The following is a 16184-nucleotide window of genomic DNA, read 5'->3' as shown; positions in this document are numbered from 1 at the left end:
GGCGCCCCTGAGCCGGGTGGGCCTGAGCCGGTGGGGGGGGGCCGTCCGCTTGTCCGTGCCCCCGGACCAGTCAGGCGGGCGCGGGATCGCTTTCGGGGCGTGCGGCCTTGCCTGCCTTCGGCACGGCTGTGACCGACGGGACCGCGCTGCCGGGCGTGTCGTCATCGCCGCCCAGGGGCTCGCCCCGGATGATCTTGCCGATCTCTTCTCCGGTCAGCGTCTCGTATTCGAGAAGGCCCTGCGCAAGCCGTTCGAATTCCGTGTTCTTCTCGATCAGGATGCGACGGGCTTCGGCATAGGCTTCCTCGATCAGATCGTGAACCTCCTGCTCGATCAGCTCTTTCGTGGCAGCCGAGACCGAGAACCCGCCGGTGTTCCCGGAATAACCCTCATGCGCCTCGGCATAGTCGATATTGCCGACCTTGTCGGACATGCCCCAGCGCATAACCATCGCCCTTGCCAGCTGACTGGCCTGCTGGATATCGCTGGCGGGGCCGTTCGAGACGCCTTCCTCGCCATATTTGATGATCTCGGCTGCCTTGCCGGCCATGGTCATCGTCAGTTTCTGCTTCGCCTCGTCCTTGTGGAAATTCAGACGGTCCATTTCCGGCAGAGACACCACCATGCCCAAGGCACTGCCCCTTGGAATGATCGTCGCCTTGTAGACGGGATCGCATTTGGGCAACGACAGCCCGACAACGGCATGACCGGCTTCGTGATACGCGGTCTTTTCCTTCTGCTCGGGCGTCAGAACCATGCTGCGGCGTTCGACACCCAGCATCACCTTGTCCTTGGCGTTCTCGAAATCCTCCATGCTGACGAAGCGCCGTCCGATCCGGGCCGCCATCAGAGCGGCCTCGTTCACGAGGTTCATCAGGTCGGCGCCCGAAAAGCCCGGCGTGCCGCGTGCGATGATGCGAAGGTCCACATCGGGGCCGACCGGGACCTTGCGGGCATGGACCGACAGGATCTTCTCGCGGCCCTTGATATCGGGGTTGGGCACATGGATCTGCCGGTCGAAGCGGCCGGGGCGCAGCAGCGCGGGGTCCAGCACGTCCTTGCGGTTGGTCGCGGCGATGATGATGATGCCTTCGTTCGCCTCGAACCCGTCCATCTCGACCAGAAGCTGGTTCAGCGTCTGTTCGCGCTCGTCATTGCCGCCGCCTATGCCCACGCCGCGCGACCGCCCGACCGCGTCGATCTCGTCGATGAAGAGGATGCAGGGCGCGCTTTTCTTGGCCTGTTCGAACATGTCGCGCACGCGGGAGGCGCCGACGCCGACGAACATTTCCACGAAGTCCGATCCCGAGATCGTGAAGAACGGCACGCCTGCCTCGCCGGCGATGGCGCGCGCCAGCAGCGTCTTGCCGGTGCCCGGAGGTCCGACCAGCAGCGCGCCTTTCGGGATCTTGCCGCCAAGACGGCTGAATTTCTGCGGGTTGCGCAGGAATTCGACGATTTCCTCCAGCTCTTCCTTGGCCTCGTCGATGCCCGCGACATCGTCGAAGGTGACCCGGCCATGCTTCTCGGTCAGCAGTTTGGCGCGCGACTTGCCAAAGCCCATCGCGCCGCCCTTTCCGCCGCCCTGCATGCGGTTCATGAAGAAGATCCACACGCCGATCAGCAGGATGAAGGGAAGCCACACCCCCAGCAGCGACATGAAGCCGGACTGCTGCTGCTTGAGAACCTTCACCTCGACGCCCTGAGCGATCAGCTTGTCGGCGATCTCCTCGCCCTGCGGGCGCACGGTCACGTATTGCTGTCCGTCAGCGCCGGTGATCTGCAGATCTTCGCCATCGATCGTGACCGCCGAGACCTGCTCGTTGTTCACGCGCTCGATGAAGTCGGAATAGGTGATCTGGCGGCTGTTCATCGTGGCGGTCCCGTCGCTGAACAGATTGAACAGCGCCAGGATCATCAGGAACAGGACGACCCAGAAGGCCAGGTTTCGTGCGTTGCCCAAATCGGGTCCTCCGGCGGAAAGCGGTTTGAACTGAAAATAGGGATTATCCGCGCAGGTTCAATGCGCCATGACCAGCCTGCGAAAATCCGCCGCGCCCCGCAATGGCGAGACCCGGATTCCGGAAGCGGCGCGAAGCAGCGGCGCCGCCACCAGAAGCCCTGCTTCGCGGATCGCGGGGCTTGCCGCCGCGTCGTCGCGCGAAAGCCCGGACGCGCGCCATGTAAGGCCGGGCAAGGCGGTGTTTCCAACTGCTGCGACGTGCTGGCCGGGCCTCAAGCCCTCGATCCGCCAGCGATTGTCCCAGGTCGGGCCATCGCTGGCCTTGGCACGAATCGCCGCGGCGGGTTCGCGGCCGATCCTGATCCGGTCGCCGGACGGCGCAATCAGCGCCCCGTCCAGCGTGACGCGGCTGCCGGCGGCAATGGCGCTCAGCGCATGCAGCACCGTCGCGCGCCGCGGAGGGTAGTCGGCCCCGGTGATCCACCGGCTGGCCGCGACCAGAAGGCGCCGGCGAATTTCGGCCGGGGCATCCGTGAAGGGGCGGCGCGGCAGGGTAATGGTGGCATCAGCGACGACCGCGTCCCGCGCGGCTTCGGCCGCATAAAGCGACAGCGCTTCGCGGGCGTCGGCGATATGGCTGGCAGAGCGGGCCAGGGCTGCCGTGTCCAGCCCCATCGCGGCGATGGCCTTGCGGACGCGAATGCGCTCGAAATCCTGGTTCTCGTTGCTGGGGTCGTCGATCCAGCTGATCGCGCGCATCCTCAGCCAGTCGCGCAGCTCGGCCCGGCTGACATTCAGCATCGGCCGCAGCCAGCGCATGCCGAAAGCGTCGCGCCACTCGGCCATGGCGGCCAGACCGTCGATGCCCGAACCGCGGGCAAGCCGCATCATCAATGTTTCGGCCTGATCGTCGGCGGTGTGTCCAAGCGCCACGGCCGGAAGCTGGTTGCGTTGCGCCCACCCCGACAGCAACCGCAGCCGCGCATCGCGTGCCTCGGCCATCAGGTTGCCCGCCTCGGTGTCGCGCCGCCACAGAAGCGTGGCGTGGGGCAGCGCCAGCGCCTTTGCGGCACGATGGACCTGATGCGCCTCCTCGGCGCTTTCGTCGCGCAAACCGTGATCGACCGTCGCGACCATCACCCGGCGCCCGCAGGCCCAGTCCGCCACGACATGCATCAAAGCCACCGAATCGCCTCCGCCCGATACCGCGATCCCCAGGGCCGGCAAGTCGCCTGCCAGCCTGTCCAGCGTGGCGCGGATGCGGGTGACGGGGTCGGCGGCCACGATCATGGCGCTCAGATCATTCGTATTCGGCCATGTCGGCGGCGGCTTCGGGATCGATCACGCCGAACTGCGCGCTGTCGGGCATGGTCAGGTCGTCACCGGGCGCGCCCAGTTCGGCACTTCCGCAGTTCAACACGATCATCCGCTTTTCGGCCTCGACGGCGGCATCGCCGCCTGGAAAACGAGCCGGAATTTCGGCCAGATACAGGCAGGCGGCGGTCGGATCGCCATCGGCGGCGATGACGCGGGCGATGCCCAGCAGGCTCTCGGCGGCGCGGGGCCCGTCAGGCGACGCCGCGAAGCCCTCCAGCCAGGAGGCGGCGGCGGCCTTGGGGTCCCCGGCGCTGTCCAGGGCCGCGCCGCGCAGATACAACGCATCGGCAGTCAGCGGCCCACCGGCGTGGTTCTCCGCCACTTCGCCGAAAAGTTGCGCGGCCCGCTGGAAGTCTCCGCTGTTCAGCGCCGCGCTGGCGCGGTCGAATATGTCCTGTTCGGTCGCGGTGGTTGCCTTGGCGGAATCGTCGGAAAGATCCGGCGCCGGCGCGGCCGGGGCCACTTGCGGCGACATCGCCGCGCCGCTGGCAAGCCCGCCCAGTTCCGGCGTCGTCAGCGCGCCAAGATCGCAGGTCTCGTCCAATTCGCAAAGGCGGAATTCGATGTCGCCGATCCGGCGCGTGCCATCCTCGACGATCCGGTTGATTCGGTTCTGCAGTTGTTCGATCTGGCCGGTCAGTTGCGACAGATGCCATTCCATCAGGTTCATCCGGTCAATGGCGGTGTCGCCGCCCGCCGCCTCGAACCCGGAAGCGCCCGATGCCATCAACTCGGACCGCAGCGACTGAAGGTCACCGCGCAGATCGGACAGCTGCGCACGAAGATCGGCCAGCGTCGGCTCTTGCGCGGCGACGGGCAGCGCCAGCATCACGCTGAGCAGAAGGGCTGTGATCCTTGCCGTCACGATCCCGCCCCGGTTTCGCTGACCACGGTCACGACACGCCGGTTATTGGCGTAACATGCCTCGTCCGAGCAGGTCTCGGCCGGGCGCTCCTTGCCGAAGCTCAGGGTGCGGATCCGGTCAGCGGCGACGCCCTGCGCCACCAGATATTCCTGCGCGGCGCTGGCACGCCGGGCGCCAAGCGCCAGATTATACTCGCGGGTCCCGGTCTCTTCGGCATGCCCCTGCAGAACGGCCGAGAAATTGCCATGCTTCTTCAGCCAGTCAGCCTGGCGGGCCAGAATCGTCCGGGCTTCGGGTGTCAGGCTGGTCTGCTCTGCGGCAAACAGCACGGTGTCGCCGACCTGGGTGCTGAAATACTGGGCCGAGGCCTCGGCACCAAGCGCACCGCCGGCAAGATCACCCTGATACAACGCCCCTGCGCCCGTGCTGGCATAGGGGTCGGTGACAAGCGGCGCCGGTGGCGCAGGCTGGGCGCAGGCGGCCAGTCCCAGCAGGCAGGTGGCAAGGGCGGGCTTCATCCAGGCTTTCATCACGGTATCCTTCGGGTGATTCTCGCGTCATTCGGTCAAGGCATCAGCGGGCCCCAAGACGGGTCCGACGCAGCAAAGTCAAGGTCCAGCGGCCGCATGTTCCGGCCTGTGATGTCCACCGAATGCAGAAGCGGTTGCCCGCTTCCTCCCGGAGTCAGTCGGGTGAACATCACCACCCTGCCATTGGGCGCCCAGGTCGGGCCCTCGTCAAGAAACGACTCCGTAAGATTCTTCTCGCCCGATCCGTCGGTCCGCATGACCCCGATATGGAACCGGTCGCCGACCTGCCTCGTATAGGCGATCATGTCGCCCTTTGGCGACCAGGCGGGGGTGCCATAGCGTCCCTCGCCAAAGCTGATCCGGGTCGGTTCGCCCCCCTCGATCCCGATCACATACAGCTGGGGCGTGCCCGAGCGGTCGGATTCGAACACGATGCGCCTGCCGTCGGAACTGAAGCTCGGCGATGTCTCGATCGAGGGCGAATGCGTCAGCGCACGCTGCGCGCCGGTGGCGGCGTCCATCAGCCAGATATCAGTGTTTCCACCTTTTTCCAGCGAATAGACGACCCAGCGCCCATCGGGGGAGTAGCGCGGCGCAAACGCCATGCTGTCGCCGCCCTGGGTCAAGGGGCGCGAGGTGACGCTGTCCACGTCCATCACGCGGATCTGCGGAAAGCCGCTGTCGAAGCTGGTATAAAGCAGCGACTTGCCGTCGGGCGAGAAATGCGGTGCCAGCACCAGCGAGGAACTGTCGGTCATCCACAGGATGTTGGCGCCGTCATAGTCCATCACCCCGATGCGCTTGATGCGCGCATCCTTGGGGCCGGTTTCCTGAACGAAGGCCACCCGACTGTCGAAATAGGGCGCCTCGCCTGTCAGGCGGGCATAGATCTGGTCGGCGATCTTGTGGGCGGCGCGGCGCCAGTCGCTGGCGCGTGCGTCGAACTGCATGCCATCGCCCTGCGGCTGGCCCGCGAACACGTCGAACAGTCGGAACTTGACGCTGATCTCTTCGCCGGCCTGGGTGACCTCGGCCGTCACCAGCGCCTGGGCGTTGATCGCGCGCCAGTCCTGATAGGCGATCGCATCGGTGAAGCTGTCGGGCCGCGCGATCTGCGCCTCGGCAGCGATCTCTCGGAACAGCCCGGTTCCGGTCAGATCGTCCGCCACGACATCGCGGATCCTCGAGGCGATCTCGGCATCGCCAAAGAATGCCGGGATGGCGACCGGCATCGCCTCGACGACGCCGTCGGTGATCTCGATCCGCAAGGGACCGTCCTCCTGCGCCAGTGCGGGCAGGACGGTCAGCGGCGTTGCGGTCAGGCTCAATGCAAGAGCAAGGGTCAGGTTTCGGAACATGGTGTCCTCTCTAGCCGTATTGTCGGCGGCGCAAAAGCCGTGGATCGTGCCTGTGCGCCATCATTCGAATCCGATGCCGTCCGGGCGGAAATCCACGATGACCTCGCGCCAGCGGTTGTATTTTCCGGGCGGCAGCGCATAGCCGTCGCGCCCGCATATGATGATCGCGCGGCGCGCGACCTCGAAGGCATTCTGGGCGGCATATTGCGACCCGCCACGCTGATCGACCAGCCGGAAGCTGGCCGGATCGGGGCGACCATCGGGTGCCAGCCGAAATTCGACCGACACATCCATCCGCGCGGCCTCCAGCGACAGCGCGCCGACATTCCAGCATTGCTGGATCGCGACCCGGAAACCCTCGCGTTCGGAAAGCGAAAGGGGCTGGCCAAGCGGCTCAGCCCCCCCGTCCCGTGTTCCGGCCTCGGACCGCTGGTCGGGGTCGGGCAGCGGTGTCGGCGTGATCGGCACGGGGGCCAGTTGCGATGGTTCGCGGTCCGGCGGCGCTGCCTCGCCGTCCGTGGCACCCTGCGACAGCGCGTTCCCCAGCGCCGCCGCGAGAGGGTCCTGTTCCGCCGAGGCATCGCTGCCGCCCTCGATGCGCTGCCGGTTGACACCCGCAGAGTCGCCGCTGGACGCGCTGTCCGCGGCTTCGGCGCTGGCCTCGTCATTCTGCGCCTCGCGCAGCGCCTCTTCCAGGGCCCGACGGTCGGCGGCCTCACGTTCCGCCGCCGCGCGGTCGGCAGCCTCCTGTTCAGCGGCGGCCCGGCGCGCGTCCTCTTCGGCGCGAAGGGCGCGCGCGGCGGCCAGTTCCTCGTCCCGCCGACGGGCTTCCTCGGCAGCGCGGCGTTCATCGCGGGCCTGCGCTTCCGCCGCGCGGCGTTCCTCCTCGGCGCGGCGCTCCTCGTCCTCGGCGCGGCGTTCCTGGTCCCGCCTGGCCTCTTCGGCCCGACGTTCCTGTTCGGCCCGAGCCTCGGCGGCCTGGCGCTCTTCGGCGGCGCGCGCGGCGCGTTCCGCGGCGGCCTGCTGCTCTGCCTCCGCCTGACGAGCCTCTGCCGCAGCCCGACGCGCTGCCTCGGCCTCGCGTTCGGCACGCGCCGCCGCTTCGGCCTCGGCCTGTCGCTGCGCTTCTGCGCGTTCCGCGGCGGCCTGCTGCGCGGCGATGCGGGCGTCATAGGCCTCGACGAGGCCCTCGGGCCGATTCTGCGGGCGCGGCGAATCGTCCAGCGCAAGCGCCGATCGCGGAGCCACCGGTTCGGCTGCCTGATCCTGAACCGAGGCGCTGGGGGGTGCCGGCGGCGCCGTGAAGGACGGCGCGATCGTCGCTGCGGGAGATTGCGGGGCAGGTTCGTCGGTGCGGGGCGCGACCGGGGCCTCGGGCAGGTCGATGGCCACGTCGACGGGCTGCTGGTTCTGGAAATCGCTCAGATCGGGCCGTGCCTCGGCCGCGTCCGGTGGCGCCAGCTCCTGGGCCGCGACCTCGGCATCGGGCGCATCGACATCCTGCGGCGGCTCCCCGGTCGTATCTTCGGCCGGGGGGGCGGGCATCGTCGCCACGGCGGTTGCGTCGCTGCCCACGGGTCCGGCCCCGCGCGAGGCGGCGGCATAGGTTTCGAATTCCGTTCCGCTCATCGTCGCGACCTCGGTCATCCGGACCGGCGTCGAGGGCTGCGGGCGCAACAGGACACCGCCCAGGACCGCCCACAGGATCAGCGCAAGATGCGCCGCGCCCGAGATCCAGTAGCCGATGCGTCTGTCGCGGTCCTGCATGGATCAGCCATCCATGCGCGGGCCGCCGGTATCGGTGACCAGCACGATATTGGTATAGCCTGCCAGGTTCAGGGCACCCATCACCTGCACCACGCGCGCATAGGGAATGGTGCCGTCGGCGCGCAGGAAGATGCGGTCGGTGCGGCGCTCTTCCAGCACGGCGCGCAGGCGCGCGACGACCTCGTCATCGCCAACGGGTTCGTTCATCAGGGTCACCTGCCCTGAGGCGGGGATCGAGATGACCAGCGGCTCCTCGGGTTCGGTGGGGACAGCGGTGGCGGCGGTTCTGGGCAGGTTCAGCGGCACGCCGGCCGTCATCAACGGCGCGGCGACCATGAAGATCACCAGCAAGACCAGCATCACGTCGACGAAGGGGGTAACGTTGATCTCGGACATGGGCGCGTTGCGCCGCCGCCCGCGCCCTTTCCGAACGACCCGTTTGACGACATCGGACATCGCGATCAGCCCTCGCCGTCCAGCTGCCGCGACAACAGGGTCGAGAATTCGTCCGCGAATGCCTCCCAGTTGCCGACGACACGTTCGGCGTCGCCCGACAGCTTGTTGTAGAAGATCACCGCAGGGATCGCCGCCAGCAGCCCCAGCGCGGTGGCCAGCAGGGCCTCGGCGATGCCGGGCGCGACGACGGCAAGGCTGGTGTTCTGCGACATGGCGATGCCCTCGAACGCGTTCTTGATCCCCCAGACCGTGCCGAAGAGGCCGATGAATGGCGCGGTTGACCCTACGGTGGCCAGGAAGGACAGGCCGCGGAAGAGGCGCGCTTCCTCGCGCTGGATGGCGACGTTCATGGCCCGGTCGATGCGCTGCACGCCACCGGGGATCAACCCGCCATCCTCGCGGTGGCTGCGCCGCCATTCGGTCATGCCGGCCGCGAAGATCCGCTCCGAGGCACCGCTGGGGCGTTCGCCCAGGCGGTCATACAGATCGTCCAGCGGCTCACCCGACCAGAAGGCGCGGTCGAAACGCGCGGCCTCGCGACGCGCGGCGCCGAATGTCAGGAATTTCTGGATGATGATCGCCCAGCCCCAGAACGAGGCAATGATCAGCAGGATCATCACGATCTTGACCGTCAGGGAGGCACGCGCGAACAGCGCCACCACCGAGAAATCGAGGGCCTGTGCGGCCTGAATGGGTTCCATCGTCACTGCCTCATCGTCACGGGCGCCGTTCTGCCGGGCCTTCTAGACCCTCTCTAGCAGGGGTTTCATCCCCCCATCGCAACACAATGCCGTCAAACGGCCAAAGATGCGACATCCTTGCCGCTCTGTCCGGCGGGCGGGGGCCGGCAGCATTCAGCCGGGCCGTTGCCGTGCCAGCAGGGAGGCGAGATCGGCCGGCAGTCGCGTCGCGCGCCCGCTTCCATCGAGACAGGCGACGGTGACGCGGGCGGTGAACAGCACTTCGTCACCCCGTCGCACCTGCTGGTCGATGACCAGCCGCGCCCGCCCCAACTGGCTCAGCGTCGAGCCCACCTCCAGCAAGTCGTCGAACACTGCGGGCCGGAGATAGTCGGCCTCGATGCGACGCACCGCGAAGACATGTCCGGTCGCCTGCCTCATCGCGCGCTGGTCGACCCCCAGGTCGCGCAGCCATTCGGACCGGCCACGCTCGATGAATTTCAGATAGTTTGCGTAATAGACGATACCGGCAAGATCGGTGTCCTCGTAATAGACCCGCAGAGGGATCGCATGTGCCATTCCGGTTTCCTGACCTGCAAGGATGCGCGTGACGTCAGGCCGCCGGGCCGGCAAGCCGCGCCGCCAGTCGAAGCGCGTGGGCCGGATCACTGGCCGCGACCGGCAGGATGGGATCATAAGCGGCGCGGATCAGATCGGCCAGATCCTGCGACGGGGTCACGTCGGCCGCAAAACTCAGCGCGCTGCGCATCATCAGCGCCTCGGCCAGCGCGGCCGGATGAGCGGTGGCCAGCGCGCCCCCGATACGGGTGAAGCTGAGGCAGGCGCGAATGCCGCCATCGGCGTCAAAGCGGAACAACCGGTACTGATCCGCATCGGACGCGACCAGGCGCGACGGCAGGTCCGGGATCCCGGTAAGACGGTCCAGATCGGGCACGCCGGCAAGCTCTTGCCAGTCGCGCATGAAGAACAGCATCAGGTTGCTGCCCATTTCGGGATCGGCTTCGGCGACCGGATGGCGGGCGTGGGCGAAACCCGCGCGGATCGCACCGCGAAAGATCTCGAGGCTGTCGTCGGCCAGCCCGAAGATGACAGGCGCCACAGGCCTTCCCCATCGGGCGCAGAGAAAACTGCCATCCTCGCGCGTGAACAGGGCGGCAATCTGATCCGGTGCCATCGGCGGCTTCCCTTCGCATGGTTGCGTGCGGCCCTGCGCCTCGTGCCGTCGTCGCGCGATCCGTGAAACCGCATGGCTGCACGAGGCCCTGGCGCAAACATTCCGAGGCGCGTCACGGTCTGACGGCAGCGGGGGGCGTCGCCCCCCGCTGCCCTGTTGTCGGTCCCTGCGTCGGGCTTAGTCGACGATCGTGGCTCTGGTGGCTTCGCGCAACTCGTCCTCGGTGACGCCCTCGGCCAGTTCGACGATCTTCAGGCCGCCCGGGACGACGTCCAGAACGCCCAGGTTGGTGATGATCCGGTCGACGACGCCCTTGCCTGTCAGCGGCAGGGTGCATTCCGTCAGGATCTTCGATTCGCCGGCCTTGTTGGTGTGGTCCATCACCACGATCACTCGCTTGACGCCGGCGACCAGGTCCATCGCGCCGCCCATGCCCTTGACCAGTTTGCCGGGTATCATCCAGTTGGCCAGATCGCCGTTCTCGGCCACCTCCATCGCGCCAAGGATCGCGGCCGCGATCTTGCCGCCGCGGATCATGCCAAAGCTCGTGGCGCTGTCGAAATAGGATGTCCGGGCAAGCTCGGTGATGGTCTGCTTGCCGGCGTTGATCAGATCGGGGTCTTCCTCGCCCTCATAGGGAAACGGCCCCATTCCCAGCATCCCGTTCTCGGATTGCAGGGTGATGTCCTTGTCGCCGACATAGTTGGCCACCAGCGTCGGGATGCCGATGCCCAGATTGACATACATGCCGTCTTCCAGCTCTTCGGCCGCACGGGCGGCCATCTGGTCGCGGTCCCAGCCTTTCATCTCTTCGGCCATGTCAGACCTCCTCACGCTTGCGGGTGGTGACTTTCTCGATGCGCTTTTCATGCTCGCCCTGGATGATGCGATGCACATAGATGCCTGGCAGATGGATGTTGTCGGGGTCCAGGCTGCCGCGTTCGACGATTTCCTCGACCTCGACGACGCAGATCTTGCCCGACATGGCAGCCGGCGGGTTGAAGTTGCGGGCGGTCTTGCGGAACACCAGATTGCCGGTATCGTCGGCTTTCCACGCCTTCACGATCGCCAGATCGGCGACGATGCCGCGTTCGAGAATGTATTCCTCGCCGTCGAAGACCTTCACGTCCTTGCCCTCGGCAATGACCGTGCCGACCCCGGTCTTGGTATAGAAGCCCGCGATGCCGCTGCCGCCGGCGCGCATCCGTTCGGCCAGTGTGCCCTGCGGGTTGAATTCAAGTTCAAGCTCGCCCGACAGATACTGGCGCATGAATTCGGCGTTCTCGCCGACATAGGAACTGATCATCTTCCTGATCTGCTTGGTGTCCAGCAGCTTGCCCAGACCGAAACCGTCGACGCCGCAATTGTTGCTGGCGATGGTCAGATCCTTGACGCCGCTGTCCACGATCGCGTCGATCAGCAGTTCGGGGATGCCGCAAAGCCCGAACCCCCCGGCCGAGATGAACATCCCGTCATGCAGCAACCCGTCCAGGGCCTCGGTCGCATTGGCATAGACCTTCTTCATCGGTCCTCCCCTCTCTTGATTGAAAGCTTGGGCCGAGTCATGGCTCGCGGACCAATCCGTGTCAATCAGGCCACACCCTGTTAGCGCCCGGATCCGGCACGGTGATGCGCGTCGGCCAAGCATCCGCGGCGGCGGGGAGCGGACAGGGCCGCGTCGCGCCGCACCAACGGCCAGGCGCTACGATTCCTCGTCTCCGACGGTATTCCCGGCGGCCTTTCCTGCGGTCTTGTCCGTGGTCTTGCCCGTGGTCTTGCTTGCGGCCTTTCCGGCGGCTTTCTTGGGCGCGGCTTTCTTGGGGGCAGCCTTCCGGGCAGTCGGTTTCGTGGCAGTCGGTTTCGTGGCAGCCGGTTTCGTGGCAGCCGGTTTCCTGGCCGCGGGTTTTCTTGCGCCCGTCTTGGGAGATTTTGCCGCCTTGGCGGCGATCAGCTCCAGAGCCTGTTCCTGCGTCAGTTCCTCGGGCGAGACGTCGCGGGGGAGGGTCGCGTTGATCTTTTCCCATTTGACGTAAGGACCATAGCGGCCGCTCATGACCTGAATGGCCCCGCCATCCGGGTGATCGCCCAACTCCCTCAGCGGCGCGGCGGCCGCGGCCCGGCCACGCGTCTGCTTGGCCGCAAGAACCTCGACCGCGCGGTTCATGCCCACGGTGAAGACCTCTTCCACGTCAGGCAGGTTCGCGTATTTCGACCCGTGCTTCACATAGGGCCCATACCGGCCGATGCCCGCCTCGATCAGCGCGCCGTCATCGGGATGTGGCCCGACCGGGCGCGGCAGCGCCAGAAGTTGCAGTGCCTTGTCCAGATCCAGCGTGGCCGCATCCCAGCCCTTGGGTATCGAGGCGCGCGGCGGCTTCGGCACGTCCTCGGTCGCCTCGCCGCGCTGGACATAGGGGCCGAACCGGCCGGTCTTCAGGTTGATCGGATCGCCCGCGTCATGGCCCAGCAGTCGGTCGCCCACCGGCTCTTCGCCGTCGGGTGCCGACAGGGGGCGGGTGTAGCGGCATTCGGGATAACTCGAGCAGCCGATGAAGGCGCCACCAGAGCGGGCAGTCTTCAGGTTCAGTCGGCCCTTGCCGCAAAGCGGACATTCGCGCGGGTCCCCGCCATCGGCGCGCGGAGGGTAAAGATGCGGGGCCAGCGCCTCGTCGATTGCCTCCAGAACCTCGCCGATCCGCAGATCCGACGTGCCCTCGAGGGCTTTCGAAAAATCTTTCCAGAACCTTCCGAGCACGTCGCGCCAGACCAGTTCGCCGGCGCTGATCTCGTCCAGTTCGTTCTCGAGGTCGGCCGTGAAGTCATAGCTGACATAGCGCGGGAAATACTTGACCAGGAAGGTCGTCACCAGCCGGCCCTTGTCCTCGGGGAACAGCCGGTTCTTGTCCTTGCGGACATATTCGCGATCCTGGATCGTGGTGACGATACTGGCATAGGTCGAGGGGCGGCCGATGCCCAGTTCTTCCATGCGCTTGACCAGTGTCGCTTCGGTATAGCGGGGCGGCGGCTGGGTGAAATGCTGGCGCGCGGCGGTCGACGCGGCCTCGTTCATCAGCAAGCCGGGCGCGGCGCGCTGGCCCGATGGCGCATCCGGCGCACTGTCGCTCTTTTCGCGCGCCTTGGCGAACTCGGCGTCGAAGGCCTGGCCGACCAGGCTGGCCACCTCGCCCTCGGTGATGGCGGGCAGGCGGGCGCTGTCCTCGGCATCGTCATCGTCGCGGCCCTGATCGTAGACGCGCAGGAACCCATCGAACAGCATCACCTGACCGGTGGCGCGCAGGCCCACCTGGCCATCGGGACTGGCGATCTCGACCGTGGTTCGTTCCATCCGCGCTGCCTCCATCTGGCTGGCGATGGTGCGTTTCCAGATCAGGTCGTAAAGCTTGCGCTGGTCATCCGCGCCAAGCTTCAGCCGGTCCGGAGACATCATCATGTCGGTCGGCCGGATGCATTCATGCGCCTCTTGCGCGTTCTTGGCCTTGTTCTTGTACATGCGCGGCGATTTCGGCAGGTATTTCTCGCCGAACTTGGCCCTGATCGCATCCCGCGCGGCCATCACGGCCTCGGGCGCCATGTCGATGCCGTCGGTCCGCATATAAGTGATAAGGCCGGCCTCATACAGGCGCTGCGCCGCAGACATGCAGGCCTTGGCGCCCATGCCCATCTTGCGCGATGCCTCTTGCTGCAGGGTCGAGGTCATGAAGGGCGGCCAGGGATTGCGACTGGCGGGCTTGGCAGTGACGCCCGTCACCTTCAGGTCGCGGCTCGACACGGCGCTGACCGCCATCGCGGCCTTCTCCGCATCGGGCAGATCGAAGCGTTCCAGCCGCGACCCCGCCAGCGACACCAGCTGCGCGTCGTATTCGTCCCCGCCCGGCGTCGCCAGTCTTGCATGAACGGACCAGTATTCCCGCGCCCGGAAAGCTTCGATTTCCATCTCGCGATCGACGATCAGGCGCAGGCAGACCGACTGCACCCGTCCGGCGGATTTCGCCCCCGGCAGCTTGCGCCAAAGGACCGGAGACAGGTTGAAGCCGACCAGATAATCCAGCGCGCGACGGGCCAGATACGCATCGACCAGGGCCTGGTCGATCTGGCGCGGCTGTTTCATCGCCTCACTGACGGCGGCCTTGGTGATCGCGTTGAAGGTGACGCGGTTGACCTCGCTGCCCTTCTTGAGGGCAGGTTGCAGGGCTTCCAGCAGGTGCCAGCTGATCGCCTCTCCCTCACGATCGGGGTCGGTGGCGAGGATCAGGTTCTGGTCGTCCTTCAGCGCATCGCGGATTGCCTTGAGGTGTTTCCTGCTGTCTGCCGCGACTTCCCATTTCATCGCGAAACCGTCTTCGGGGTCGACGCTGCCATCCTTGGGGGGCAGGTCCCGGACATGGCCGAAACTGGCCAGAACGCGGTAGTCGCCGCCGAGATATTTCTCGATGGTCTTGGCCTTGGCCGGGGATTCGACGACGACGATGGGCATAGGCACCTCTGGGACCGGTCAATGGGGCGGCAACATGGGTCCGGGGCGCGGGACTGTCAACGGTTGCCGCAAGACCGGCATGCGGGCGGCGCCATGTCCCGGGCCGGGGCCGGGCGGCCTGTCAGGGCGGCCACGACAGCCCGACATTCAGGAGCCTTCGCACATCTCTGCGTTGATTGCCATGTCCGGCGGCAACCGTTCCCCGTCATCCCGGGTCGCCCGGCGGTCCCATGGCCCGGCCTCAGGACAGTGCGACGCGACCTCCGGCGAGGCGGGTCAGCCGTCCCTGCAACTCCAGCGACAGGATGGCTGCGCTGGCGCTGGCGGCCGGCACGCCCAGGTCGCGGATGAGGTCGTTTTCTTCGGTCGGACTGGGCGTAAGCCGCGACAGGATGCGTGCCTCCAGTTGCACGGGACCGCCGGCGTCGCAACAGGCGGCCACGGGCCGGGCAGGACCGCCGCTGCGGGGCGTGGCGGCGCCGACCGGCCTGATCGAGGACGGTGTCTGCTGGCCCGTCATCCCGTCATCGCGGGATTCGTCTCTCAGCGCGGCGACCACATCCGCCGCGCTGCGCACCAGCAGCGCCCCGTCGCGGATCAGCAGATTGCAGCCGGCGGCGCGGGCATCCATCGGGTGGCCCGGCACGGCCATCACCTCGCGCCCCTGATCCAGCGCATTCTTGGCGGTGATCAGGGTTCCAGAGCGATGCGCGGCCTCGATCACGACGACGGCGCGCGACAGGCCCGAAATGATGCGGTTCCTGGTCGGGAAATGTCGCGCGGCGGGTTCGGTTCCGGGGGGCTGCTCGGACACCAGCACGCCTTTTTCAGCGATCTGCGCGGCCAGCACGACGTTCTCGGCCGGATAGATCACATCGACGCCGCCAGCCAGCACCGCCACGGTCCCGGTGGGCAGGGCCGCGTTGTGGGCGGCGGTATCCACACCGCGCGCAAGACCTGCCACGACCGTGCAACCTGCCTCGCCAAGCCCCGCCGACATGCCGCGCGCCATCCGGAGCCCAAGCGACGACGCGTTCCGCGCGCCGATCACGGCGACCGGATCGCGCGCCAGCCACGCCGGGTCGCCGCGCACCCAAAGCACCGGCGGCGCCCCGTCGATCTCGCGGAGCGCCTGCGGATACAGGGGCGAGTCGCACCGGATCAGCCGCGCGCCCGCCTTGCGACCGGCGGCAAGTTCGGCGGCCGCGACGCCCTCGGGACAGGTTTCGTAGTCGGGCACGCCGGCGGCTGCGGCGATGCCGGGCAGCGCCTGCAGCGCGGCCATCACGCCGCCATGCTCGATCACCAGACGGTGAAATGTCGTCGGTCCGACACGGCGGGAACGGATGAGGCGAAGGAAGCTGAGGTCGTCTTCCTTCGTGGTGGAGGGGGTGTTGGGGGTGTCGAAGGGAATATGTCCGGTATCCATGGCTGCCTCCGCCTCATCCGCAGACAGGCATAGCGCAACAGTGGTTAACACAAGGTTAGCAGCGCGGCG

At 67.1% G+C, this 16184-nt stretch carries 14 protein-coding genes; all 14 read right to left on the bottom strand.

Features of this window, described 5'->3' with window-relative positions; all coding sequences use genetic code 11:
• Positions 1-70 precede the first annotated feature (70 nt).
• Positions 71-1963, bottom strand: coding sequence for an ATP-dependent zinc metalloprotease FtsH (gene ftsH / locus L1965_RS04350; RefSeq protein WP_277882937.1), 1893 nt, complete (start codon positions 1961-1963; stop codon positions 71-73).
• A gap of 57 nt (positions 1964-2020) precedes the next feature.
• A complete protein-coding gene (tilS, locus tag L1965_RS04345) occupies positions 2021-3253 on the bottom strand; it encodes a tRNA lysidine(34) synthetase TilS (protein ID WP_235755186.1) in 1233 nt (410 codons plus the stop codon).
• Between the two features lie 10 nt (positions 3254-3263).
• On the bottom strand, positions 3264-4205 hold the full coding sequence (locus tag L1965_RS04340; protein ID WP_235755185.1) for a tetratricopeptide repeat protein: 942 nt from the start codon (positions 4203-4205) through the stop codon (positions 3264-3266).
• Positions 4202-4735, bottom strand: coding sequence for a peptidoglycan-associated lipoprotein Pal (pal, locus tag L1965_RS04335; RefSeq protein WP_235755184.1), 534 nt, complete (start codon positions 4733-4735; stop codon positions 4202-4204). The genes L1965_RS04340 and pal overlap by 4 nt, the downstream gene beginning before the upstream one ends.
• 35 nt (positions 4736-4770) lie before the next feature.
• Positions 4771-6093, bottom strand: a complete 1323-nt coding sequence (gene tolB / locus L1965_RS04330) for a Tol-Pal system beta propeller repeat protein TolB (RefSeq protein ID WP_235755183.1) — start codon at positions 6091-6093, stop codon at positions 4771-4773.
• Between the two features lie 60 nt (positions 6094-6153).
• The gene (gene tolA / locus L1965_RS04325) at positions 6154-7860 is read right to left on the bottom strand and encodes a cell envelope integrity protein TolA (RefSeq protein WP_235755182.1); all 1707 of its coding nucleotides are present in this window, start codon (positions 7858-7860) and stop codon (positions 6154-6156) included.
• 3 nt (positions 7861-7863) lie between these two features.
• Complete coding sequence (locus tag L1965_RS04320) at positions 7864-8256, bottom strand: ExbD/TolR family protein (RefSeq protein WP_235755181.1); 393 nt, start codon at positions 8254-8256, stop codon at positions 7864-7866.
• Between the two features lie 65 nt (positions 8257-8321).
• Positions 8322-9017, bottom strand: coding sequence for a protein TolQ (gene tolQ, locus L1965_RS04315; protein ID WP_235755180.1), 696 nt, complete (start codon positions 9015-9017; stop codon positions 8322-8324).
• A gap of 153 nt (positions 9018-9170) precedes the next feature.
• Positions 9171-9575, bottom strand: a complete 405-nt coding sequence (ybgC, locus tag L1965_RS04310; RefSeq protein WP_235755179.1) for a tol-pal system-associated acyl-CoA thioesterase — start codon at positions 9573-9575, stop codon at positions 9171-9173.
• A gap of 34 nt (positions 9576-9609) precedes the next feature.
• A complete protein-coding gene (locus tag L1965_RS04305; RefSeq protein ID WP_235755178.1) occupies positions 9610-10191 on the bottom strand; it encodes a hypothetical protein in 582 nt (193 codons plus the stop codon).
• Between the two features lie 177 nt (positions 10192-10368).
• Positions 10369-11010: a CoA transferase subunit B gene (locus L1965_RS04300; protein ID WP_235755177.1), complete on the bottom strand. Its 642-nt coding sequence runs from the start codon at positions 11008-11010 to the stop codon at positions 10369-10371.
• Position 11011: 1 nt separating this feature from the next.
• Complete coding sequence (locus tag L1965_RS04295) at positions 11012-11716, bottom strand: CoA transferase subunit A (protein ID WP_235755176.1); 705 nt, start codon at positions 11714-11716, stop codon at positions 11012-11014.
• A 177-nt stretch (positions 11717-11893) separates the two neighbouring features.
• Positions 11894-14686, bottom strand: a complete 2793-nt coding sequence (gene topA, locus L1965_RS04290) for a type I DNA topoisomerase (protein WP_235755175.1) — start codon at positions 14684-14686, stop codon at positions 11894-11896.
• Positions 14687-14927: 241 nt separating this feature from the next.
• The gene (dprA, locus tag L1965_RS04285) at positions 14928-16115 is read right to left on the bottom strand and encodes a DNA-processing protein DprA (RefSeq protein WP_235755174.1); all 1188 of its coding nucleotides are present in this window, start codon (positions 16113-16115) and stop codon (positions 14928-14930) included.
• Positions 16116-16184: the final 69 nt, after the last annotated feature.

Origin of the sequence: Paracoccus salsus (assembly GCF_021556615.1) — a bacterium.
Lineage (GTDB): Bacteria > Pseudomonadota > Alphaproteobacteria > Rhodobacterales > Rhodobacteraceae > Paracoccus > Paracoccus salsus.
The sequence above is the reverse complement of the archived record's forward strand: the minus strand, read 5'-3'. Positions and strand labels throughout refer to the sequence as shown.